Consider the following 21,958-nt stretch of genomic DNA (forward strand, 5'->3'; position numbering starts at 1 on the left):
CACCACATAAGCGCCATTCTTGTCCAATGCAAGGCACAACCGCTCGCCTTGGCCGCCTTCAGCCCTTCACGCCACCCGTCATCAGGCCGGAAACGACGCGGTCCTGAAAAAGAACGATCAGGATGGCAAGCGGCACGATCCCGACGACCAGCGCCGCCGAGATCACCGGCCAGGGAAAGTTGAACTCGCCCTGATAGAGCTGAATCCCGACAGGCAGCGTTCTGAGCGCCGGATTGGAATTGAAGGACAGCGCCAGCAGAAACTCGTCCCACGCATTGACGAAAGCGAGGATCGCGGCTGTGAACACGCCGGGCGCCGACAAGGGCACGATCACGCGGAACAGCGCGCCGACGCGCGTGCAGCCGTCGATCATCGCGGCATTCTCAAGGTCCTTCGGCACGCCCTCGAAGAAGGCGGCGAGCACAAGCGTGCAGACCGGCAGGCTGAGCACCGTATAGGGAATGACGAGCGCCGCCCACGTATTCAACAGGCCGAGCGCGCGCATGATCTCGAACAGCGGCACCAGCAGCGTGACCAGCGGAAAGGTCGAGATGGCGATGATCGCCGCCAGGATCAGATCGCGATATCGAAGGTTTAGGCGCGCGATCGCATAAGCGGCGAGCGTGGAGACGAAAAGCGTGGCGATCGTTGATAACGTCGCCACCATGAAGGAGTTGAACAGGAACAGATGCAGCGGCTGGTCGGAAAACGCGACGACGAAGTTCTGGAGCGTCGGGTCTTCCGGCAGGTAGGTGATCGGCCGCCGGGTGAGTTCAGGTTCGCTCTTCAGCGACGTCAGCAGAATCCAGATCGCCGGGAACAAGCCGTTGACCAGAAGCACCAGAGCCGCGATGGCGCGCAGCGGACGCCCGGACAGGGAGAAGCCAAGCAGCGGACGATCGGCGGAAGCAGCGTTCGACATGGAAAGTCAGCCTCGCGTTCGGATCATGCGCAGATAAAGCGCGGTGAAAATCATCGAGATCGCGAACATGACGACCGCGAGCGCGGAACCGTAGCCCAGATCGAGGAACGAGACGGTGTTCTGGTGAATGTACATGGCAAGCGTCGCGGTGGACGAACCCGGCCCGCCGCGCGTCATCATATAGGGAATGTCGAAGGTCTGGAGCGCGGTGATCGTACGGAAGATCAGCGCCACGGCGATCGCGGGTTTCAGGAGCGGCAGCGTGATCTCGATGAACTGACGCCAGCGACCCGCCCCGTCGACATCGGCCGCCTCATAGAGCGAGCGCGGTATCGTCTGGAGCCCGGCAAGGATGATCAGCGCCATGAAGGACGAGGTCTTCCAGATGATCGTCAGGCAGATCGCGGCCATGGCCCATCGCGGCGAGTTGAACCAGATGATGCCCTCGAAGCCCAACCGGCGCAGAACGTCGTTAACCACGCCGTATTCGGAATGAAAGAACCAGGCGAAGATCAGGCCCGCGAAGGACAGCGGAAGCGCCCATGGAATGAGCAGCGACAGCCGGACGGGCCACTTCCTCTTGAACGGCAGATTGGCCAGAAGCGCCATGCCAAGCCCGACGACGAGCGCGCCCGGAACCGTGATCAAGGTGATCAGGATCGTGTTGAAGGTGGTCTGCCAGAACGTGTCGTCATCCAGCATCCACAGATAGTTCTCGATGCCGACGAAGGCGGCCGGCGCGCCCGAGGTCAAGGCAAGATCAGTGAAACTCGTATAGACGAGCCGCCCGATCGGGTAGAGCACGACTAGCGACAGGAGAAGCGCGGCCGGAGCCAGAAGAACAACGGCGAGCGCCGTGTCGCCCGGATCGAGAAGACGGCTCCAGCGGCCGGGCGGCGGCCCCTCGCCTGCCATGGCGTGACGCGGGATGGTTCCGGTTCTCTTGCTGTCGGTCGCCATCGCCAGTTCCCTCAGACCAGCGCGCGGCCGGTTTCGACATCGAAAAGATGCGGCTTATCCGCATCGATGCCGACTTCGATGGTCTCGCCCACCGATGGCCGCGCTTCAGGCGGTAGCCGGGCCGTCAGCGTGCCGCCGGCGATCTCGAGATGGACGAGCGTATCGGAGCCGAGCGGCTCGACGATCTGCACCGTGCCGGAAAGGCGCTGCGAACTGCGCTCGGCCGGCTGGAAATGTTCCGGCCGAATGCCCAGAATCGCGGCCTTTCCTTCGGCTTTCGTCGCAACCGAGCCGTAGCGCGGGCCGAGCGGCAAGCGTTCTCCCGACGACAGGCGGGCGTGTCCATTCTCGATTGTCACGTCGACGAAGTTCATGGCGGGCGCACCGATGAAGCCGGCGACGAAGGTGCTTGCCGGCTGGTTATAAAGCTCGTCGGGCGTGCCGTCCTGCTCGATCGACCCGTCGCGCATGATCACGATCCGGTCGGCCATCGTCATCGCCTCGACCTGATCGTGCGTCACATAGACGGTCGTCGTTCCGATGGTCTGGTGAAGCTTCTTGATCTCGGCGCGCACCTGACCGCGCAGCTTGGCATCCAGATTTGAAAGCGGCTCGTCGAACAGGAACACCTGAGGGCGGCGAACGATGGCGCGCCCCATGGCCACGCGCTGCCGCTGACCGCCGGACAACTGGCTCGGACGACGCTCCAGCAGTGCCTCGATGCCGAGCATCGCGGCCGCTTCCGCCACGCGCGGGCGGATCTCGTCCTTCGGCGTGCCGCGCATCCTGAGGCTGAACGCCATGTTCTCGTAGACGGTCTTGTGCGGATAGAGCGCGTAATCCTGGAACACCATCGCCACGTCCCGCTCGCGCGGCGGCAAGGCGTTGACCAACCGTTCGCCGATGCGCACCTCGCCCGACGAGATCGGCTCCAGACCGGCGATCATCCGCAGCGTGGTCGACTTGCCGCAACCCGACGGACCGACGAGGACGACGAACTCGCCATCGTTGATCTCGCAGTCGATTGCCTTGACGACCTCGACGGCACCATAGCTCTTGCCGAGCCGTCTCAGACTGACTGTTGCCAGAACCGCCTCCCGATTTAGATCAACCGCCGAAGGCGGAAACAAAGGCCGCGACGCCATGGTCGCGGCCTTCCCGACACATGGATCAGCGCAAGGCGCGCGCGAGTTCGCCCTGCATGGCCGAGACAGCCGCGTCAGGCGCTTCGGCCCCGGCAAGCACGGCGTTGACGCGGGACCGGATCGTGTCGGACACACGCTGATAGTTCGGCGAGGTCGGGCGGGCGCGGGCCGTCTCCATCACAGGCAGCGCCTGCTCGAACCACGCGTTTGCGGCGAGCACGTCGGCGTCGGCGTAGAGTTCGGAGCGAGTCGGCAGCATCGAGCCCTCGACGGCAAGGAATTTCGAGGCTTCCTCGCTCGCCAGGAACTGGATGAGATCGGCCGCCGCATCCTTGTTTTCGGAGAAAGCCGAAACCGCCCATTGCCAGCCACCGAGGCAACTCACGCTTTCACCGCCTTCCGTCGTCGGCAAGGTCGCAACGCCGACATTGCCGACGACCTCGGATTCGTCACCCTGGAAATGCGCCCAGCCATACGGCCACAGCACGGCCATGGCGACATCGCCGGTCTGGAATTCACGGCGCGTGTCGTCCGTGCCGACTTCGGCGATGTTCGCCTTGGAGGTACCGCTTTCGACCATGTCCAGCCAAACATTGAAGCTGTTGACGGCATATTCCTCATTGAGCGGCTGGCGGCTGCCCGTCTCGATCGCGCCGCCCTGACTCCAATAGGGGATCAGGAAGGTGCAGACCGCACCCTCGATAGCGCGGGCCTGGAAGGACAGGCCCTGAATATCGGCGTTGCCCTCGCCTTGCTTGATCGTGGCGGCGGCCTGCTCGACTTCTTCCCATGTCGTCGGCGGCTCGATGCCGGCCGCTTCGAACAGGTCGGTGCGGTAGAACAGCATCATGGCGTCCGCAAAGGCCGGAAGCGCGACGAGGTCGCCGTCGATCACATCGGCCTCAGCGTAGGCGGGAAGATATTGCGACACGAACGTCTCGACATCGCCGTCGATGTGGTCGTTCAGGGGCTCCAGCCATCCGGCGGCCCGATACTGGGCCGGGTTGACGACATCGATCAGCATGATGTCGATGGCAGAATCCTGCGCCGACAACACGGTCGACAGATAATTGCTCTGCAATTCCGACGTCGCGCCGCCCGTTTCGAGCTCGACCGTCACGCCGGGATTCTGCTCTTCATACATGTCGAAAAGCTGCTGCATCAGGTCCGGCCTTTGCTGCGCGCCGACGAAGACGCGCAATGCCGCGCCGTCCTGCGCGAATGCCTGCACGGGCATCGAGGCAAGCACGGTGAAAACCGTTGTCGCAGCCAGGGCTGCCTTGATCATGGTCATCGAATTTCTCCTCCTGCGATTGAGCATTCGCTCTTTGAACTGGCGGCAAGCAGCCGACCGCCACGGCGCGCATAGTGTTTCCGGCAAGGCGCGCTGACAAGCACCGCGCCGATGCCGGTCTTCAGTAATGCGAGCAAAATATGCTCGCAAACCGCCCCCTTATGGTTGTTGCTTGCCGCGCATCTTGCGACAGCATGCAACACGTTTCCTCCCAAATCGCACCCACGCCTTTCAGCCTTTCCCGGCAAAGCTGCCGAAACTGCCGCGCGAGAAACACAAGGGCTCCCCTTCCCTGTGCGCCGCCCTCAATACGCGTCCGATCACGATCGAATGGTCGCCGCCATCGTGAACCGTCCAGCGCGCGCATTCGAAGCGCGCAAGCGCGCCGGCGATGAGAGGCACACCTTCATCGTTCTCAAACCAGTCCAGTCCCGAAAAATCACTGGCCCGGTAAACGAACCGCTCGCCGATATCGTGCTGGTCGGCACCAAGCACATGGATCGCATAGTGCTGTGCTGTCACGAACGGCGTGTGACGCCGGGAGCTTTTGGCGGGCGACCAGAGCACCAGAGGGGGGTCAAGCGAAACCGAGGCGAAACTGTTGGCGGTCATGCCGATCGGCCCGTCGTCGGTCGTGGCGGTGACGACCGCAACGCCGGTCGTGAAACTGCCGAGCGCGGTGCGCAGGCTGCGCTGGTTCGCAGGCTCGGGGACGAAGACGGTTTCGTGCCTGGACATGACGACCTCCATGTTCACGGCACCTCGTGGCCGATGGCGAGGGAGTAAAGTTCGAACCATGTCTGCCGATCGATCTCGACCGTCATGGCCTCGGCAATGCGCGCGATCCGCTCCAGCCTGTTGGTGCCGAGGACGGGCAAAATGCGCGCGGGATGGCGCAGCAGCCAGGCGACCGCGACAGCAGACGCCTCGACGCCCTGCTCACCGGCGATCCGGCCGAGAGCCTGCGACAGCGCGGAATCGCCGTCGGTGAAAAGCCCGCCGCCGCCCAGCGGCGACCACGCCATCGGAACGATCCCGCGCTCCTGCACGAAGGCGAGATCGCCATTGGTGAAGGGGCGGTGTTCGACGAGGCTCAGTTCGATCTGGTTGGCGACCAGCTTTTGCGACATCGCCGATTGCAGAAGCGTGACATCCCATGGGCGAAAGTTCGACACGCCGACCGCACGCACCTTGCCGGACGCGACGAGATGATCGAGTGCGCGGCCCGTTTCGACATGATCCATCAGCGGGTCGGGGCGATGAATGAGCAGAAGGTCGATCCGCTCGACCCCGAGATCGTGCAGCGACTGCTCGACCGAAGAACGGATATGCGCTTCGGACGTGTCGTAATGCTTGACCCTGGCGCTTTCGTAGCGCCCCATCGGGGCGACGATGTCGCATTTGGTGACGATTTCGATGCGGTCGCGAAGCTCCGGCGCGTCGCGCAGCGCATCGCCGAAAATCTTCTCGCCGGCATAGCCGCCATAGATATCGGCATGGTCCATGGTGGTGATGCCCTGCGCGAGACAGGATTCGACCTTCTCCCTGACATGGCGCGCTGACGTGTCCTCGTCGTCGGCAAGCCGCCACAGCCCGTAGACGAGGCGCGAGAACGAAAGGTCGGGCGTGATCTGCACGCGTTCCATCAGTGGCGCTCTCCGTTTCCAAGCGGTGTTGCGGGTGTCCCTGGGGGAATCCGGCCGTATTCGTGCGGCAGCGAACAGGTCTTGAGCTGCGGCAGGACTTTGGCGCCGAAATGGCCGGCCTCGTCCAGATGCGGATAGCCCGACAGGATGAAGGCGCGGATGCCCATGTTCCGGTAGGCTTCGAGTTCGGAAAGCACCTGATCCGTCGAGCCGACGATCGCGGCCCCGCAACCGGAACGCGCGCGGCCGATCCCGGTCCACAGATGGGGCTCGACATAGCCGAACTCGTCGGCAAGTTCGCGGGCACGAGCCTGATGCGATACGCCCAGCGAAATGGAATCATGCGCGCGGTCGCGGATCAGCCGGCCATATTCGTCGTCGAGCCCGGAGACCAGATGCTCGGCATAGTCGCGCGCTTCCTGTTCGGTATCGCGCACGACGACATGAACGCGCAGGCCGTAATCGATGACGCGGCCATGGGCGGCGGCCCGCTCGTTCACCGCGCGCATGCGCTCGGCCAGCATCTCTTTCGGCTCCGGCCACATCAGATAGACGTCGCATTGCGCGGCGCACAGTTCCAGCGCATCGGGCGAATAGCCGCCGAAATAGAGAAGCGGCCCGCCATTTTGCTGGTAGGGACGCGCCGGATCGGTCGGCACGCCTTTGAATTGATAGATTTCGCCCTCGTGGTCGATCGTCTCGCGCGTCCATGCCTGGCGCAAAATTTCCACCACCTCGTGGCTGCGGCGGTAGCGATAGGCGCTGTCGGCCTTCTCGCCGGGGAAGTCGGACGAAATCACATTGAGCGTCAACCGTCCCTTGAGCATATGGTCGAGCGTCGCGACCGTCCGGGCAAGCATGATCGGCTGCATCTCGCCGCAGCGGATGGCCGCGAGGAAATTGATGCGCTCGGTCAGCGGCGCGCAGGCGGCGACGAAGCTGAGCGTGTCCTGCCCGACCTGATAGGACGACGGGCAGAGAATGTTCCGGAAGCCGAGTTCTTCGGCCTTCAACGCGATCTTCGAGCAATGGTCGAAACTGGAGCGGAGCGAACCCTCTGGAACGCCGAGCATCGCATAGTCGTCCGAGCAGAGCGCCGAGAACCACGACACTTCCGCGCCGTCGATATCCTGCGATCGCACCGGAACTACGGACATGAAATCTTCCTCCTGATCGATGCTCGGATTTCAGCGATTGGCTCTTGAATTACATCACGATTTCATGTGAAGCAATAGTGTATCAATTTTCAAGGGAGTTATCCGGCCAGATGTCGGAGCCGATCGGCAGCCTGCCCCGTTTTCTCCAGATCGCCGAGCTTCTGGTTCGCGATATCGCCGCCGGTCGCCTGATCGACGGCGAGAAGCTGCTTCCCGAACGCGAGATGGCCGAGCAGCTTGGCGTCGCCGTCGGCACGTTGCGAAAGGCGCTCGCCGAGGTCGAGGATCGCGGCCTTCTGGAGCGCGTTCAGGGCTCGGGAAACTACGTGCGCGCGATTCCGGACACGCGCAGCATCTACGCCATGTTCCGCATCGAGCTGATTGAGGGCGGCGGCCTGCCGACGGCGAAGGTCCTGTCGGTCGACCGGCTTGCCAAGCCCGGTGATCTGCCGGCGTTCGGCACATCGCCCGAAGGTCATCGCATCCGGCGCCTGCGCTTTCTCAACGACCGGCCGGCGGCGGTCGAGGAAATCTGGCTCGATGGCGACTATGCCGCCACGATCACGCGCGAGGCGCTTTCGGAAAGCCTGTACCTCTTCTACCGAACGCAACTGAACCTTTGGATCGCGCGCGCGGAGGATCAGATCGGCCTTGACCGTGTGCCCGAATGGTCGCCGCCGGCATTCGCGCTTTCGCCGGATGAGCCGGTTCCGCATGTGCTTCGCATCAGCGTCGACGCCAACGGGCAGCGCGCGGAAGTCTCGCGCACCTGGTTCGATCCCAACGTTGCCCGCTATGTGACGCGGCTGAAATGAGACCTGGAGAAAAGATGCCGGACACCCCACTAAACGGGCCACGATATGGCGTGATCGGCTGCGGGATGATGGGCCGAGAGCATTTGCGCAACATCGCGCTGATGCAAGGCAGCGAGGTCGCCGCGATCTTCGAACCCGATGCCGAGATGCGCATGCGGGCCGCGCAAATCGCGCCGCGCGCCGTCATGGTCGAATCCATCGAGGCGCTTTTGGCCGTGCCCGCCGTGAACTGCCTTTTGATCGCAAGCCCCAACGACATGCACCTGTCGCAGTTGCAGACGATCGCCGCGATTCGCCCGCTTCCCGTTCTGGTCGAAAAGCCGCTCGTCATCTCGCAAGACGAAATCGGGCGCCTGGACGCCTTTCGGCAGACCTATCCCGCACCCGTCTGGGTGGCTATGGAATACCGCTACATGCCGCCCGTCGCGCGATTGATCGCGGAGGCCGAGGCGGCAACAGGCGGCATACGGATGCTCACCATTCGCGAGCACCGGTTTCCGTTTCTCCACAAGGTCGGCGACTGGAACAGGCTGAACCGGCGAACAGGCGGCACGCTGGTGGAAAAGTGCTGCCATTTCTTCGACCTGATGCGCTATATCCTCAAATCCGATCCCGTCAGGGTGATGGCATCGGGCGGGCAATCGGTGAACCACAAGGACGAAATGTATGAGGGGGAAGCCGCCGACATCTGGGACAATGCCTATGTGATCGTCGATTTCGCCTCCGGCGCGCGGGCGATGCTGGAATTGTGCATGTTCGCGGAAGGGTCGCGCTATCAGGAAGAGATCAGCGCCATCGGCCCCTCCGGCAAGATCGAGTGTCACGTTCCCGGCCCCGCCCGGTTCTGGCCAGAGCATCTTGGCGAGCCGCCCGTCGCACAGGTCGTCGTTTCGCCCCGCACCCCCAAGGGACCGCGCACGATCGACATTCCCGTCGATCCCGAGCTTCTGGAAGCGGGAGACCACAACGGCTCGACCTTCTACCAGCACCAGCGTTTCGCACGCGCAGTTGCGGGAACTGGACCGGTCGAGGTGACGGCCGAAGACGGCATATGGGCGGTCGCGATGGGGCTCGCCGCGCAACACTCTGCGCTGACCGGACAAAGCTGCCCTGTCGACAGCAATTTCGGCACGAGGCTTTAACGTTCGGCGAACTCGCGCTAGTCATTCCCCCGGCAACGGCACTTTCAGGATGGCTTTCATGGCGACGAGCAGCTTGCGCCTCGACGATGCGGCACGCGCCGGCTGGCTCTATTATGTGGCCGGTAACACGCAGGACGACATCGCCCGCAAACTCGGCGTCTCGCGCCAGACGGCGCAGCGTCTCGTCTCTCAGGCCGTTCGCGAAGGTCTCGTCAAGGTGCGCATCGACCATCCGATCGCCGCCTGCCTCGATCTGGCGGCGCGGTTGCGCGAGCGCTTCGGGCTGGAATTGGCCGAGGTCGTTCCAAGCGATGCCGATTCACCGTCTACGACGGTCGGCGTTGCGGAAGCCGCCGCCGCAGAACTCGAACGCCGGCTTTCTGCGGACGATCCCATCACGATCGCGATCGGAACCGGCCGCACGCTGAAAGCGGCTATCGAGAAGCTGCCGACGATGGATTGCCCGCAGCACAAGGTCGTCTCGCTCACCGGCAACATCGCGCCGGACGGCTCCGCCGCCTTCTACAACGTCATCTTCACTATGGCCGACAAGGTGAAGTGCCGATCCTTTCCCATGCCCCTGCCCGTCATCGCCTCGTCGGCAGCCGAGCGTGACCTTCTGCACAAGCAGCCGATGATCGCGGCGACGCTGAAACTGTCGGCGGAGGCGGACGTGACTTTTCTGGGCGTCGGCGATCTCGGCCCGCGGGCGCCGCTCGCGGTGGACGGGTTCCTGTCGCCTGCCGAGCTTGGCGAACTCAATGCTGCCGGCGCGGTGGGCGAGATCGTCGGCTGGGTCTTCGACCGCAACGGCCGGCTTCTGCCGGGACTGACCAACGACCGGGTGGCGAGCGCGCCGATCCCGTCCCGAAAGACCGGCCTCGTCATCGGCATCGGCAAGGGCCGGACGAAGACGCCGGGCATTGCCGGCGCTTTGAACGGTGGCCTCATCAACGGGCTCATCACCGATGAATTGACCGCATCCGCCCTTCTTTCGGACTGAAACAGCTTCCTTCTCGGAATGCCGCTTGCCGCAATGCAGCAACGATTGCGCATTGACTTCGCATGTGTCGTTGTGAGTAATTGCCCAAAGCAAAGGCAATTGCTCATAGAACCACTTTTTCTCATTTGGGAGGAACTGATGAGATACCGAATTTCCTATCTGGCAAGCTGTGCCGCATTGGCCGTCGCGACGGCCGGCGTCGCCAGCGCACAGGAAACGCTGACCATCGCAACGGTCAACAATGGCGACATGATCCGCATGCAGGGGCTGACCGAGGAGTTCACCTCGCAGCACCCCGACATCCAGCTCAACTGGGTGACGCTGGAAGAAAACGTGCTTCGCCAGCGCGTCACCACCGACATCGCGACCGGCGGCGGCCAGTTCGATATCATGACCATCGGCACCTATGAGGTTCCGATCTGGGCCGAGAACCAGTGGCTTCTTCCGCTCGACAATCTGGGTGACGACTACGACGTCGACGACCTCATCCCGGCCATTCGCGGCGCGCTGTCGAAGGACGACACGCTTTATGCTGCGCCCTTCTACGCCGAAAGCGCGATGACGCTTTACCGCACAGACCTGTTCGAAGCCGCCGGCATCGAGATGCCCGCCGCGCCGACATGGGACTTCATCGCGGACGCGGCGCGCCAGATTTCCGAGGCCAACGACGACGTCTACGGCATCTGCCTGCGCGGCAAGCCGGGCTGGGGCGAGAACATGGCCTTCCTCGGCGCGATGGCCCGCTCCTACGGCGCGAACTATTTCAATGCTGAGTGGCAGCCGCAGTTCGAAAGCGAAGGCTGGACCACGGCCGTTACCCAATATGTCGACATGATGACCAATTACGGTCCTCCCGGCGCGGCCTCGAACGGCTTCAACGAGAATTTGACGCTGTTCAATCAGGGCCGTTGCGCGATGTGGATGGACGCAACCGTCGCGGCCTCCTTCGTGACCAATCCGGAAGAAAGCCAGGTCGCCGACAATGTCGGCTTCGCACCGTTCCCGTGCGGCATCGAGAACTGCCCGAACCAGGGCGCGAACTGGCTGTGGGCCTGGTCGCTCGCAATTCCGGCATCCTCGCAGAAGGCGGAAGCGGCCGAAACCTTCATCTCCTGGGCGACTTCGAAAGCCTATCTGGAACTCGTCGCCGAAAACGAAGGCTGGTCCAACGTGCCGCCCGGCACCCGCACCTCGCTCTACGAGAATCAGGAGTACATTTCGGCCGCGCCTTTCGCCGAACAGACGCTCCAGGCCATCGAGAACGCCGATACGTCGGCGGGTGACGACAAGCCCTATGTCGGCCTGCAATACGCCGCCATCCCCGAGTTCCAGGGGCTCGGCACGGCCGTCGGGCAGCAGATGGCAGCCGCCGTCTCCGGTTCGATGGGCGTCGAGCAGGTTCTCTCCGCCGCGCAGCAGACCGCCGTGCGCGAGATGACGCGGGCCGGCTACATCAAGTAGCCCCGCGCGCACCCCGCCCGGTAAATCCTCCGCCGGGCGGGGAAGCGGCTTTCGCACGATCGTGATCCCAATCGGCCAATTCTTAACCGGAAAGGCTTCGCCATGGCGACCTTGCAGACCAAATCCGCCGCGCGGCTGATGATGGCGCCGGCTGTGATCGCGCTCCTGATCTGGATGATCGTGCCGCTGTCGATGACGCTCTATTTCTCGACGCTGAACTACAATCTGTTCAACCCGGCGCAGACGCCGTTCATCGGACTGACGAACTACCGATTCTTCCTGACCGACCCGGCCTTCTTCACCGCGCTCACCAACACGTTGAAGCTGGTGGCGGGCGTGCTGGCGATCACGGTCACGGGTGGCATTCTTCTGGCGCTTCTGCTCGATCAGGATTTCTACGGCGTCAACATCGTGCGCCTCCTCGTCATCGCGCCGTTCTTCGTCATGCCGACCGTCGCCGCGCTGGTGTGGAAGAACATGATGATGAACCCGGTTTACGGCACGATCGGGCAGTTCCTGAACTGGATCGGAATTGGCGCGATCGACTGGTTCTCCGCCTATCCGCTTACTTCGATCGTCATCATCGTCGCCTGGCAATGGCTGCCCTTCGCCACGCTGATCCTTCTGACCGCGCTGCAATCTTTGTCCGAAGACCAGAAGGAAGCGGCCGAGATGGACGGAGCGGGGCCGGTCTCAGTCTTCTGGCACATCACCCTGCCCCACATGGCGCGTGCGATCACCGTCGTCATCCTGATCCAGACGATCTTCCTTCTGTCGATCTTCGCCGAAATCTACGTGACGACATCGGGCGGGCCGGGCCTGCAGACGACCAACCTGACCTATCTCGTCTACAGCCAGGCACTGTTGCAATTCGACGTGGGCGGGGCATCCGCCGGCGGCATCGTCGCGGTTGTTCTCGCCAACATCGTCGCCTTCTTCCTTGTCCGCATCATCGGCAAGAATCTGGACGCATGAGGTAGACCTATGGCCCGCGCAGTCTCGACCCGCCGCAAGATCACCATGACAATCATAGGATGGTCGATCGGACTTCTGATCTTCTTTCCCGTGATGTGGACGATCCTGACATCGTTCAAGTCCGAACTCGACGCCATCGCCACGCCGCCGAAATGGTTCTTCTTCAACTGGACGCTGGAGAACTACCAGACGGTCCACGCACGCTCGGACTATTTCCGCTTCATGATGAACTCGGTCTATCTGGCGGTCGGCTCGACGGCGCTCGGCCTGCTCTTCGCCATCCCCGCCGCGTGGGCGATGGCCTTTTCGCCGACCAAGCGCACCAAGGACATTCTGCTCTGGATGCTGTCCACGAAGATGCTGCCGGCCGTCGGCGTCCTGATCCCGATCTATCTGATGTTCCGCAACTGGGGCCTGCTCGACAGCCATGTCGGTCTGATCGTCGTCCTGTTCCTGATCAATTTGCCGATCATGGTGTGGATGCTCTATACCTACTTCAAGGAAATCCCCGGCGAGATCCTCGAAGCCGCCCGCATGGACGGCGCGTCACTGACGAAGGAAATCGTCTACGTGCTGACACCGATGTCGGTGCCCGGCATCGCCTCGACGGTTCTTCTTTGCATCATCCTCGCGTGGAACGAGGCGTTCTGGACGCTCAATCTGACGACCTCGAACGCGGCGCCGCTGACGGCCTTCATCGCGTCCTATTCGAGCCCGCAGGGCAATTTCTACGCAAAGCTTTCGGCGGCCTCCACGCTCGCCATCGCTCCGATCCTCATTCTCGGCTGGTTCTCCCAGAAGCAGCTCGTGCGCGGCCTCACCTTTGGCGCGGTCAAATAGGAGAACGTCATGGGACAGATCACGCTCGACAAGGTCTCCAAATCCTTCGGATCGACCGATGTCATCCATGCTGTCGACCTGGAGATCGAAGATGGCGAGTTCGTCGTGTTCGTCGGCCCGTCCGGCTGCGGCAAGTCCACGCTTTTGCGCCTCATCGCCGGGCTGGAAGACGTGACGAGCGGGCGCATCATGATCGACGGCACCGACGCGACGGGCCTCGCGCCCGCCAAGCGCCGCCTGTCCATGGTGTTCCAGTCCTACGCGCTCTACCCGCATATGAGCGTGCGCCAGAACATTGCCTTTCCGCTAAAAATGGCTGGCGAGAGCAAGGATTCTATCGAGCGCAAGGTGGCGGACGCGGCGCGCACCTTGAACCTTGCCGACTATCTCGACCGCAAGCCACGCCAGCTTTCGGGCGGCCAGCGCCAGCGCGTCGCCATCGGCCGCGCCATCGTGCGCGAGCCGGCGGCGTTCCTGTTCGACGAGCCGCTGTCCAATCTCGATGCCGCGCTGCGCGTCAACATGCGTCTCGAAATCTCCGAACTGCACCAGCACTTGAAGACGACCATGATTTACGTCACCCACGATCAGGTCGAGGCGATGACCATGGCCGACAAGATCGTGGTGCTGAACGCGGGCCGCATCGAGCAGATCGGCTCGCCGCTCGATCTCTACCGCAATCCGGCAAACCGTTTCGTCGCCGGCTTCATCGGCTCGCCGAAGATGAACTTCGTCGAAGGCGACGCCGCGCGGGGCCAGGGCGGCGAGACGATCGGCGTCCGGCCCGAGCATCTCGACATCTCCACCACCGACGGCGCGTGGAAGGGCACGGTCGGCGTCTCCGAGCATCTGGGTTCCGACACGTTCCTGCACGTCCATGTCGACGGCCAGCCGACGCCGATCACCGCACGCACGGGCGGCGAGTTCACCCTGTCGCACGGCGATACGGTCTATCTGACGCCGAAGGCCGGCAAGGTTCACAAGTTCGACGGTAGCGGGCTCGCAGTTCGATGAAGCGGCTTGCCGGAAAATCGGCGCTCATCACGGGATCGGCTCGCGGCATCGGCCGCGCCTTCGCTGAAGCCTATGTGCGCGAAGGCGCGAGCGTTGCCATCGCCGACATCGACATGGCACGCGCCGAAGAGACGGTTGCTGCGATCGGCGACGCCGCCTATGCCGTGAAGCTCGACGTCACCGACCAGTCCTCTATCGATGCCGCGATCCGCACGGTCGAAGAGCGGACCGGCGGGCTAGACATCCTCGTCAACAATGCCGCGATCTTCGACCTCGCGCCCATCGTGGACATCACGCCGGAAAGCTATGCGCGCGTTTTCGCGATCAACGTGCAGGGCACGCTCTTCATGATGCAGGCGGCGGCGAAATCGATGATCGCGCAAAACCGGCGGGGACGCATCATCAACATGGCGAGCCAGGCCGGACGGCGCGGCGAGCCGCTGGTCGCGGTCTACTGCGCCTCAAAGGCGGCCGTCATCAGCCTCACGCAATCGGCGGGGCTGAACCTCATCCGCCACGGCATCAACGTCAACGCGATCGCGCCGGGCGTGGTCGACGGCGAGCACTGGGACGGCGTCGATGCGCTCTTCGCGCAGTATGAGAACCGTCCGCGCGGCGAGAAGAAGCGCCTTGTCGGCGCCGAGGTGCCCTATGGGCGCATGGGCACGGCTGATGATCTGATCGGCATGGCGATCTTCCTCGCCGGGCCAGAGAGCGAATATGTCGTCGCGCAGACCTACAATGTCGACGGCGGCAACTGGATGAGCTGACAGGCGAAACCGCCCGCGCCAAGGATTTTTCGATGCTGACCAAACTTGCCGATGCCAATCTGTCGAAGATCGCCGCGAAGGCCGCCGTTCCGGCCTATGACCGCGCGTCGCTGACGGCCGGCATCCTGCATTTCGGCATCGGCAATTTTCACCGCGCCCATCAGGCCGTCTATCTCGACGACCTTTTCAATGAAGGTCGCGACCACGACTGGGCCATTGTCGGCGCGGGCGTGCTGCCGTCCGACAAGGCGCTGAAGGACAAACTTCAGCGCCAGGATTATCTGACGACCGTGGTCGAGCAGGAGGCCGGAAAGAGCGAAGCCCGCGTGACGGGCGCGATGATCGACTATGTCGAACCGGGCGACACGGCGGCGATCATCGCGCGCCTCGCCGACCCCGCCATCCGCATCGTTTCGCTGACCATTACCGAAGGCGGATATTACATCGACCCTGCGTCGGGCCGCTTCGATCCCGAGCATGCCGACATGCGCCATGACGCCGAGGACCCCGATGCACCGAAGACTGTATTCGGTCTCATTCTCGCCGGTCTCAAAGCGCGCCGCGCGGCAGGTATCGCACCTTTCACGGTCATGTCCTGCGACAACATTCCCGGCAACGGTCACGTCACCGAAAACGCGGTCGCGGGCCTTGCCGAACGCATCGACACTGAACTTGCCGACTGGATACGCGCCGAAGTCGCCTTTCCGAACGGCATGGTGGATCGCATCACGCCGGCAACCGGCAAGCGCGAGATCGACATTCTCTCCGACGAATTCGGCATCGACGACGCCTGGCCGGTCTTCTGCGAGGACTTCAGGCAGTGGGTTCTCGAAGACCGTTTCCCCGCCGGTCGCCCCGCGCTGGAAAGGGCCGGCGTCACCTTCGTCGAGGATGTCGCGCCCTACGAGTTGATGAAGATCCGCATCCTCAATGGCGGCCATGCGACCATCGCCTATCCGGCGGCGATGATGGACATTCACTTCGTCCACGAGGCGATGGAGAACGACCTCGTGCGCGGTTTCCTGCAAAAGGTCGAACGCGACGAGATCATCCCCTGCGTGCCGCCGGTTCCCGACACCGATCTGGACGACTATTACGCACTCATCGAACGGCGCTTCTCCAACCCCAAGATCGGCGACACGGTTGCGCGCCTCGCCCTCGACGGGTCGAACCGGCAACCCAAGTTCATCCTGCCCTCCACCGCCGACCGGTTGAAGGAGGGGCGATCGATCACCGGCCTTGCGCTCGTCTCGGCGCTCTGGTGCCGCTACTGCGCGGGCACGTCCGATTCCGGTCACGACATCCCGCCCAACGATGCGAGCCACGCACGCCTGAAAGAGGCGGCCCTGAAAGCGAAGGACGATCCGGACGCGTTTCTCGCGCTCGAAGACATTTTCGGTGCGGTCGGCCGCTCCCCCCTCTTCCGCGAAACTTTCGCCACGCATCTTTCCTCGCTATGGACGCACGGCACTGCGGATACGCTGCGGCGCTATTTGCAGGAGTAAGGATGAAGCCCGACCTCGTCATCTTCGATTGCGACGGGGTGCTCGTCGACAGCGAGCCGATTTCCATTTCGGTGCTGCGCGAGATGATCCGCACCGCCGGCCACGAAATCGGCGAGGACGTCGCCTATGAGCGGTTCCTCGGGCGATCCATGGCGTCGATCTGCGCCGCGCTGGCGGACGATCCGGGCATCGAGATCACCGCCGATCAGCTCGGCGCGATGCGCGAGCGGCTGAATTCGCGCTTCCGTGCCGAATTGAAAGCGATCGACCGCGTCGGCTGGGCGTTGCAGGCATTGCCGATGGCCCGCTGCGTGGCGTCCTCCTCGAAGCCCGAGCGGATCGCCCTGTCGCTGACGGTCACGGGACTTTTCCCGTTACTCGATCCGCATATCTACAGCGCCACCATGGTGCAAAACGGCAAGCCGGCCCCCGACCTCTTCCTCCACGCCGCCGCCCAAATGGGTTTTCCGCCCGAAAAATGTCTCGTCATCGAGGATTCCAGCGCCGGTGTCGAAGCTGCCAAACGCGCGGGAATGCGCGTTTTCGCCTTTACCGGCGCAACCCATGCGCGCCATCCGGCCCACCTCGAACGCATTACCGCCCTTGAGCCCGATCTCGTATTCGATAACATGGCGGACCTGCCCGGCCTGATCGGCCGTCAATAAACGAGGAGCGAGAACGGGGTGGAGCGCGACTTCGTCGTTGCGGTCGACGTGGGCACTGCGAGCGTGCGCGCCGGTATCCTCGACCGGCAGGGCCGCACCCTTGCGCATGCCGAACATCCCATCGCGATGCACCGGCCTGAGGCCGATCATGCCGAGCATGATTCGGAAGACATCTGGCGTTCTGTTTGCCGCACCGTGCGCGCCGCGCGGCAAGACGCGAACGTTCCGCCGCAGGCCATCGCCGCCATTGCCTTCGACGCAACATGCTCCATCGTGGTGCGCGGGCGGGACGGCGAACAAGTCACCGTTTCAACCGGAGGCGATTCACGCTGGGACACGATTGCCTGGCTCGATCACCGCGCGGCTGCGCAGGCCGATCGTTGCACCGCGACCGGCCATGAGGTCGTCGCTCATGCCGGCGGCGCGATCTCGCCGGAAATGGCGACCCCCAAGCTGGCCTGGCTGAAAACACATCTGCCCGAAAGCTGGGCCGGCGCCGCGCACTTCTTCGACCTTGCCGATTTTCTGACATGGAAAGCGTCCGGCTCGACCGAGCGCTCCGTCTGCACGCTCGGCTGCAAATGGGCCTATCTGGCACATCGCGACGATCCCTGGCCCCGCGACTATCTCGACGCCATCGGGATAAGCGACATGCTGGAGCGCGGCGGCTTGCCTTACGAAGCCGTGCCGGTCGGAGCCGATCTTGGACCGCTGACGCCGCAGACCGCCGGCGCTCTCGGCCTCACGCCATCCTGCCGGGTCGCCGCCGGCTTCATCGACGCGCATGCCGGTGCGCTCGCCGTCCTTGGGCCATATGCCGAAGACCCGCAAGATCTTGCTCGCCGCGCCGCGCTGGTGGCGGGTACGTCGAGCTGCGTGACCGTACTGACCACGAATCCCATTCAGATACGCGGCATGTGGGGCCCGTATCTGGATGCCACCTTGCCCGGCTTCTGGCTTTCGGAAGGCGGGCAATCCGTCAGCGGCGGCCTGCTCGACCATTTGATCCAAATCCACGGGGCGGGACAGGCGGCCGACCGCGCCACGCACGAACGCATCTGCGCGCGTATCGGCGAGTTGCGCGCCACTGAGGGAACGGCGCTGGCGCACCGCCTGCATGTCCTGCCCGATTTCCACGGAAACCGCTCGCCCATCGGCGACCCGCATGCGCTAGGGGTCATCAGCGGCATGGCGCTCGATCCGTCCTTTGACGGGTTATGCCGCCTCTACTGGCGAACGGCGGTCGCCATCGCGCTCGGTATTCGCCAGATCGTCGAGACGATGAACGATAACGGCCATTCGATCGAGACGCTGCATCTTGCCGGTGGGCATACGCGCAGCCCGCTCCTGACGCAGCTTTACGCCGACGTGACGGGCCGCGAAGTGATCACGCTGGACACGCCGAGCGCCATGCTCCTCGGCACCGGAATGGCGGCGTCCGTCGCGGCCGGCTGGCATTCGACGCTCGCCCAAGCCTCGCGCGCGCTTCGCCCACGCCACACGCATATCCAGCCGGACCGCTCGTCCTTCGCGCACTATGACCGTGACTATCGCATCTTCCAGCGCATGCTGACGCATCGCGCCGAGATCGAAACCTTAAGCGGCGCGCCATGACGGCGGCGACAGTTCGGTAAGGCGCGGCGGGTTCGCGCCCTGCCGTGCGACCGTAGCGGCGGCGACCTCGACGGCGCGGGCAAGGCACCGCTCCAGCGCGTCCGGCCCTGCCCGGCGTATCCCGTCTTTCGACAAGAGGCCGAGCCCCGCGAGCCCCTCGATGAAACCGGCGTTGAAAGCGTCCCCCGCGCCGACCGTATCGACGACGCGCGTGCGTGGCGGCTTCACCGAAACCGAGCCGCCTTCCGTCACCGCCGTCGCGCCATCCTCTCCGCGCGTGACGAGCACGGCATGGACGCCTTGTGCGACGAGGCCGGCAACCGCCTCGTCCTCATGCCCCGGCGCGAGCCATTCAAGGTCTTCTTCCGACAGCTTGACGATATCGGCCGCGCCCAGCATGCGCGACAAACGTGCGCGATACGCCGTCTCGTCGCGGATGAAGGCGGGGCGGATGTTGGGATCGACCATGACGAAGCGCCTCGCCCGCTCGCGCATCATCAGCGCCTCGAAGGTCGAGCCGCACGGCTCGGCAACGAGACTGATACCGCCGAAGAAAAGCGCATCGATCTCCTGTGGCAGCGTTGGCAAATCTTGTTCGGAAAGCATACGTCCTGCGCTGGCCTCGTCGTAGAAGACGTAGCGCGCCTGACCGTCGGTCAGCATCACGAAGGCGAGCGTCGTCGGACGTTCGACCCGCGGTGCGAGCGAAAAATCGACATGGGACGCATGCAGTTCCCGCGCCAGCATCTCGCCGAAAAGATCGGTCGAAATCGCATGGAAGAATGACGGCTTCATTTCCAGCCGCCCGAGCGCGATGCTGGTGTTGAAGACGGCTCCGCCGACATGCGGGACGAAGCCCTTCCCACCACCGGGCAGATCGGCGGGAATCATGTCGATCAAGGCGTCGCCGCAACACAATATCATCGTCTGTCTGTCCTCTCCGAACTGCACGGGATCGTAGGAATGGAAGCCACTGAAAACAACTCCAATCTGCCGATAATCCTCGACAATCCGGACATGCGGCGGGGTGCCGAAATCAACGCCGCGTGCCGTTCAGAACCGATGCCAGCGAGCGCGTCAGTTCGAGAAGCGCCGGTCCGACCTGCTCGTGGATGAACTGCTCGGTGAACTGGTAGGGTGGGCCGCCGCAATTGAACGCGTAGATGCCCGACCCGTCCGCCGCCACGAGAGGGGCGGCGACGGCATGGATACCCGGTCGCCATGCGCCGACCGAAACCGCGTAGCCAAGGGTCATGCATGTCTCGATTTCGCCGCGCATCTCGGCCTCGACACCTGGCCAGTCATCGCCATAGCGCGACGAAAGGCGCTCGATGGTGGCCTCGCGCTCGGCCTGCGACATGACGGAAAGAAGCGCGCGGCCCATGGCCGATTGCGCGAGCGGTATGCCCGACCCGATGTCGAGCTGAAACGTGAATGCCGAAGAGCCGCGCGAGATATCCACATAAAGTGCGCGGACGCGGTCGCGTATGCCCATCGCGACCGGCGCGGCCAGCCTCTCGGCCATCTCGTCCATGAAAGGCCGCGCGATCTGCCGGATGCCCAGATTGGCGAGCGCCGAATAGCCGAGCGTGATCGCCGAAGGCGCAAGCTGATACTTGCCCAGACGCGGAACCCTGGTGAGGTAGCCGAGCCGGCACAGCGTATAGGTGATGCGCGTGACCGTCGGCTTGGGCAGACCGGTGCGCTCGGCGATTTCCTGGTTGCCCAGAAAACCGTCGCGCGGGCGGAACGAGCGCAGCACTTCGAGGCCGCGTGCGAGCGCGACGACGAATTTGCGATCCCCCTTCAGGCTGTTTTCTTCCTCCTCCTCCTGCGCGATCTTCTCGGCGTCATCGTTCATGCTGGTTGACATCTCCATCTGGCTCACCCAACAATACCCTCTGCTTGCGAAAGTCAATTTCGCAGTGCGGAATTGGGAGAGATAGAGGCTTTCGCCAAGATACCGGGTCGAGACGGCCCGAAACGGGAGGATCACATGTCGTTCATCAGCCGCCTGGCCCTCGTGCCGGCAGCCATTGCCGCGTTTGCATTCATGCCGATGGCCGCGAACGCGCAGGACACAGTCACCTGGCGCGTCCAGTCGCACTGGCCGCAATCATCGAGTTCCTACTCCGACAGTCTGGAGCATCTGCGCGACGTGCTGGACGAGCGCACCGGCGGGCGGCTGAAGCTGGAGCTTCACGCAGCCGGCGGCCTGTTCGGCCATGACGAGATCTTCAACGCCACAAGGCGCGGCATCATCCAGATGGGCACCATCTCGCCCGCCTACATCATGGGCGAAGTGCCGACCGCCGGCATCGCGAACGGGCTTCCCAACGCCTTCCAGAATACATGGGAGGCAGCCTATTTCTTCAAGCATCTGGGCTTCGAGGACATGGTGCGCGAGGAAGCGGCCCAGCACGGTATTTTCTATTCCACCGACAAGGTCTACCCGACCGAGATGGTGCTGGTGCGCAAGCCCGAATCCATGGACGATTTCCGCTCGCTCAACATCCGTTCCTCCGGCACGCTGCAAACCTTCCTGACAGCCGCCGGCGCGGCCTCCAACTCGATCGCCGGTGCCGAACTCTACCAGGCGCTGACGAGCGGCATCGTGGACGGCGCGCACTGGGGCGCGGTTCAGGGCGCACTGTCGATGAGCCTCTACGAAGTGGCGAAATATCATGTGCGCCCGCCGCTCAACATCGGCGGCATCGATGCCTTCGTCGTCAATCAGGAGGCGATCGACGCGCTGCCGGAGGACGTGCAGCAAATCTTCTACAACGCGATGGAAGAGCAGTTCTGGCGCCGCACCAACGAGTATATCTATCAGGAGCAGGTGGCGCTTGCCCGCGCGCAGGCCGAGCACAATGTCGAAGTGATCGAACTGCCCGAAGACGTGCGCACCCAAATGCTGCAAGCAGCCCAGCAAACCTGGGAACAGGAGCGCGCACGCGGCGGAAAGGCCGCCGAGGCGATGGAGATGCTTGAGGCGTTCCTGACCGAACTCGGCCATTTGTGACCGATTGA

Annotated in this window: 21 protein-coding genes; 12 read left to right on the forward strand and 9 right to left on the reverse strand. The window is 63.6% G+C overall.

All coding sequences use genetic code 11. The annotated features are described in order from the left end of the window. Positions 1 to 58 precede the first annotated feature (58 nt). The 7 genes from GTW25_RS01010 to GTW25_RS01040 form a co-directional block, all read right to left on the reverse strand. Positions 59 to 922, reverse strand: coding sequence for a carbohydrate ABC transporter permease (locus GTW25_RS01010; protein WP_252910127.1), 864 nt, complete (start codon positions 920 to 922; stop codon positions 59 to 61). Between the two features lie 6 nt (positions 923 to 928). Beyond that, positions 929 to 1,837, reverse strand: a complete 909-nt coding sequence (locus GTW25_RS01015) for a carbohydrate ABC transporter permease (RefSeq protein WP_252910657.1) — start codon at positions 1,835 to 1,837, stop codon at positions 929 to 931. 56 nt (positions 1,838 to 1,893) lie between these two features. Beyond that, entirely contained in the window at positions 1,894 to 2,970 is a 1,077-nt protein-coding gene (locus GTW25_RS01020) for an ABC transporter ATP-binding protein (RefSeq protein ID WP_252910659.1), read from the reverse strand. 82 nt (positions 2,971 to 3,052) lie between these two features. Further along, a complete protein-coding gene (locus tag GTW25_RS01025; RefSeq protein WP_252910128.1) occupies positions 3,053 to 4,321 on the reverse strand; it encodes an ABC transporter substrate-binding protein in 1,269 nt (422 codons plus the stop codon). Positions 4,322 to 4,552: 231 nt separating this feature from the next. Further along, complete coding sequence (locus tag GTW25_RS01030) at positions 4,553 to 5,059, reverse strand: flavin reductase family protein (protein WP_252910129.1); 507 nt, start codon at positions 5,057 to 5,059, stop codon at positions 4,553 to 4,555. Between the two features lie 14 nt (positions 5,060 to 5,073). Further along, positions 5,074 to 5,967 carry an aldo/keto reductase gene (locus tag GTW25_RS01035; RefSeq protein WP_252910130.1) on the reverse strand — a complete coding sequence of 298 codons (894 nt, stop codon included), beginning with the start codon at positions 5,965 to 5,967 and terminating at the stop codon, positions 5,074 to 5,076. Continuing rightward, positions 5,967 to 7,124: an LLM class flavin-dependent oxidoreductase gene (locus tag GTW25_RS01040; protein ID WP_252910131.1), complete on the reverse strand. Its 1,158-nt coding sequence runs from the start codon at positions 7,122 to 7,124 to the stop codon at positions 5,967 to 5,969. Before GTW25_RS01040 ends, GTW25_RS01035 begins: the two co-directional genes overlap by 1 nt. A 110-nt stretch (positions 7,125 to 7,234) precedes the next feature. Between GTW25_RS01040 and GTW25_RS01045 the strand changes: the two genes are divergently transcribed. The 11 genes from GTW25_RS01045 to GTW25_RS01095 all read left to right on the forward strand — a co-directional run bounded on the left by GTW25_RS01045 (position 7,235) and on the right by GTW25_RS01095 (position 18,928). Then, the gene (locus tag GTW25_RS01045) at positions 7,235 to 7,939 is read left to right on the forward strand and encodes a GntR family transcriptional regulator (RefSeq protein WP_252910132.1); all 705 of its coding nucleotides are present in this window, start codon (positions 7,235 to 7,237) and stop codon (positions 7,937 to 7,939) included. Between the two features lie 14 nt (positions 7,940 to 7,953). After that, positions 7,954 to 9,081: a Gfo/Idh/MocA family protein gene (locus GTW25_RS01050; RefSeq protein WP_252910133.1), complete on the forward strand. Its 1,128-nt coding sequence runs from the start codon at positions 7,954 to 7,956 to the stop codon at positions 9,079 to 9,081. Between the two features lie 58 nt (positions 9,082 to 9,139). Next, a complete protein-coding gene (locus tag GTW25_RS01055) occupies positions 9,140 to 10,084 on the forward strand; it encodes a sugar-binding transcriptional regulator (RefSeq protein ID WP_252910134.1) in 945 nt (314 codons plus the stop codon). A gap of 138 nt (positions 10,085 to 10,222) precedes the next feature. Then, positions 10,223 to 11,545 (forward strand): ABC transporter substrate-binding protein, encoded by a 1,323-nt coding sequence (locus GTW25_RS01060; RefSeq protein ID WP_252910135.1) that lies wholly within the window; start codon positions 10,223 to 10,225, stop codon positions 11,543 to 11,545. A gap of 102 nt (positions 11,546 to 11,647) precedes the next feature. Beyond that, positions 11,648 to 12,520, forward strand: coding sequence for a carbohydrate ABC transporter permease (locus GTW25_RS01065; protein ID WP_252910136.1), 873 nt, complete (start codon positions 11,648 to 11,650; stop codon positions 12,518 to 12,520). Positions 12,521 to 12,529: 9 nt separating this feature from the next. Continuing rightward, the gene (locus GTW25_RS01070; protein ID WP_252910137.1) at positions 12,530 to 13,360 is read left to right on the forward strand and encodes a carbohydrate ABC transporter permease; all 831 of its coding nucleotides are present in this window, start codon (positions 12,530 to 12,532) and stop codon (positions 13,358 to 13,360) included. 9 nt (positions 13,361 to 13,369) lie between these two features. Continuing rightward, entirely contained in the window at positions 13,370 to 14,374 is a 1,005-nt protein-coding gene (locus GTW25_RS01075; RefSeq protein ID WP_252910138.1) for an ABC transporter ATP-binding protein, read from the forward strand. Beyond that, on the forward strand, positions 14,371 to 15,144 hold the full coding sequence (locus GTW25_RS01080; RefSeq protein ID WP_252910139.1) for an L-iditol 2-dehydrogenase: 774 nt from the start codon (positions 14,371 to 14,373) through the stop codon (positions 15,142 to 15,144). Before GTW25_RS01075 ends, GTW25_RS01080 begins: the two co-directional genes overlap by 4 nt. Positions 15,145 to 15,176: 32 nt before the next feature. Then, positions 15,177 to 16,649 (forward strand): mannitol dehydrogenase family protein, encoded by a 1,473-nt coding sequence (locus tag GTW25_RS01085; RefSeq protein WP_252910140.1) that lies wholly within the window; start codon positions 15,177 to 15,179, stop codon positions 16,647 to 16,649. A gap of 2 nt (positions 16,650 to 16,651) precedes the next feature. Continuing rightward, positions 16,652 to 17,314, forward strand: a complete 663-nt coding sequence (locus GTW25_RS01090; RefSeq protein WP_252910141.1) for an HAD family hydrolase — start codon at positions 16,652 to 16,654, stop codon at positions 17,312 to 17,314. Between the two features lie 18 nt (positions 17,315 to 17,332). Next, positions 17,333 to 18,928: an FGGY-family carbohydrate kinase gene (locus GTW25_RS01095; protein ID WP_252910142.1), complete on the forward strand. Its 1,596-nt coding sequence runs from the start codon at positions 17,333 to 17,335 to the stop codon at positions 18,926 to 18,928. Here the strand turns inward: GTW25_RS01095 and GTW25_RS01100 are convergent. Both GTW25_RS01100 and GTW25_RS01105 read right to left on the reverse strand, forming a co-directional pair. Continuing rightward, entirely contained in the window at positions 18,911 to 19,852 is a 942-nt protein-coding gene (locus tag GTW25_RS01100; RefSeq protein WP_252910143.1) for a carbohydrate kinase family protein, read from the reverse strand. The genes GTW25_RS01095 and GTW25_RS01100 overlap by 18 nt on opposite strands. A 112-nt stretch (positions 19,853 to 19,964) precedes the next feature. Then, entirely contained in the window at positions 19,965 to 20,789 is an 825-nt protein-coding gene (locus GTW25_RS01105) for an IclR family transcriptional regulator (RefSeq protein ID WP_252910144.1), read from the reverse strand. Positions 20,790 to 20,924: 135 nt separating this feature from the next. Between GTW25_RS01105 and dctP the strand changes: the two genes are divergently transcribed. Continuing rightward, entirely contained in the window at positions 20,925 to 21,950 is a 1,026-nt protein-coding gene (dctP, locus tag GTW25_RS01110; protein ID WP_252910145.1) for a TRAP transporter substrate-binding protein DctP, read from the forward strand. Positions 21,951 to 21,958: the final 8 nt, after the last annotated feature.

Source organism: Aliihoeflea aestuarii (genome assembly GCF_024105665.1).
In the GTDB taxonomy this organism is placed as follows: domain Bacteria; phylum Pseudomonadota; class Alphaproteobacteria; order Rhizobiales; family Rhizobiaceae; genus Aliihoeflea; species Aliihoeflea aestuarii.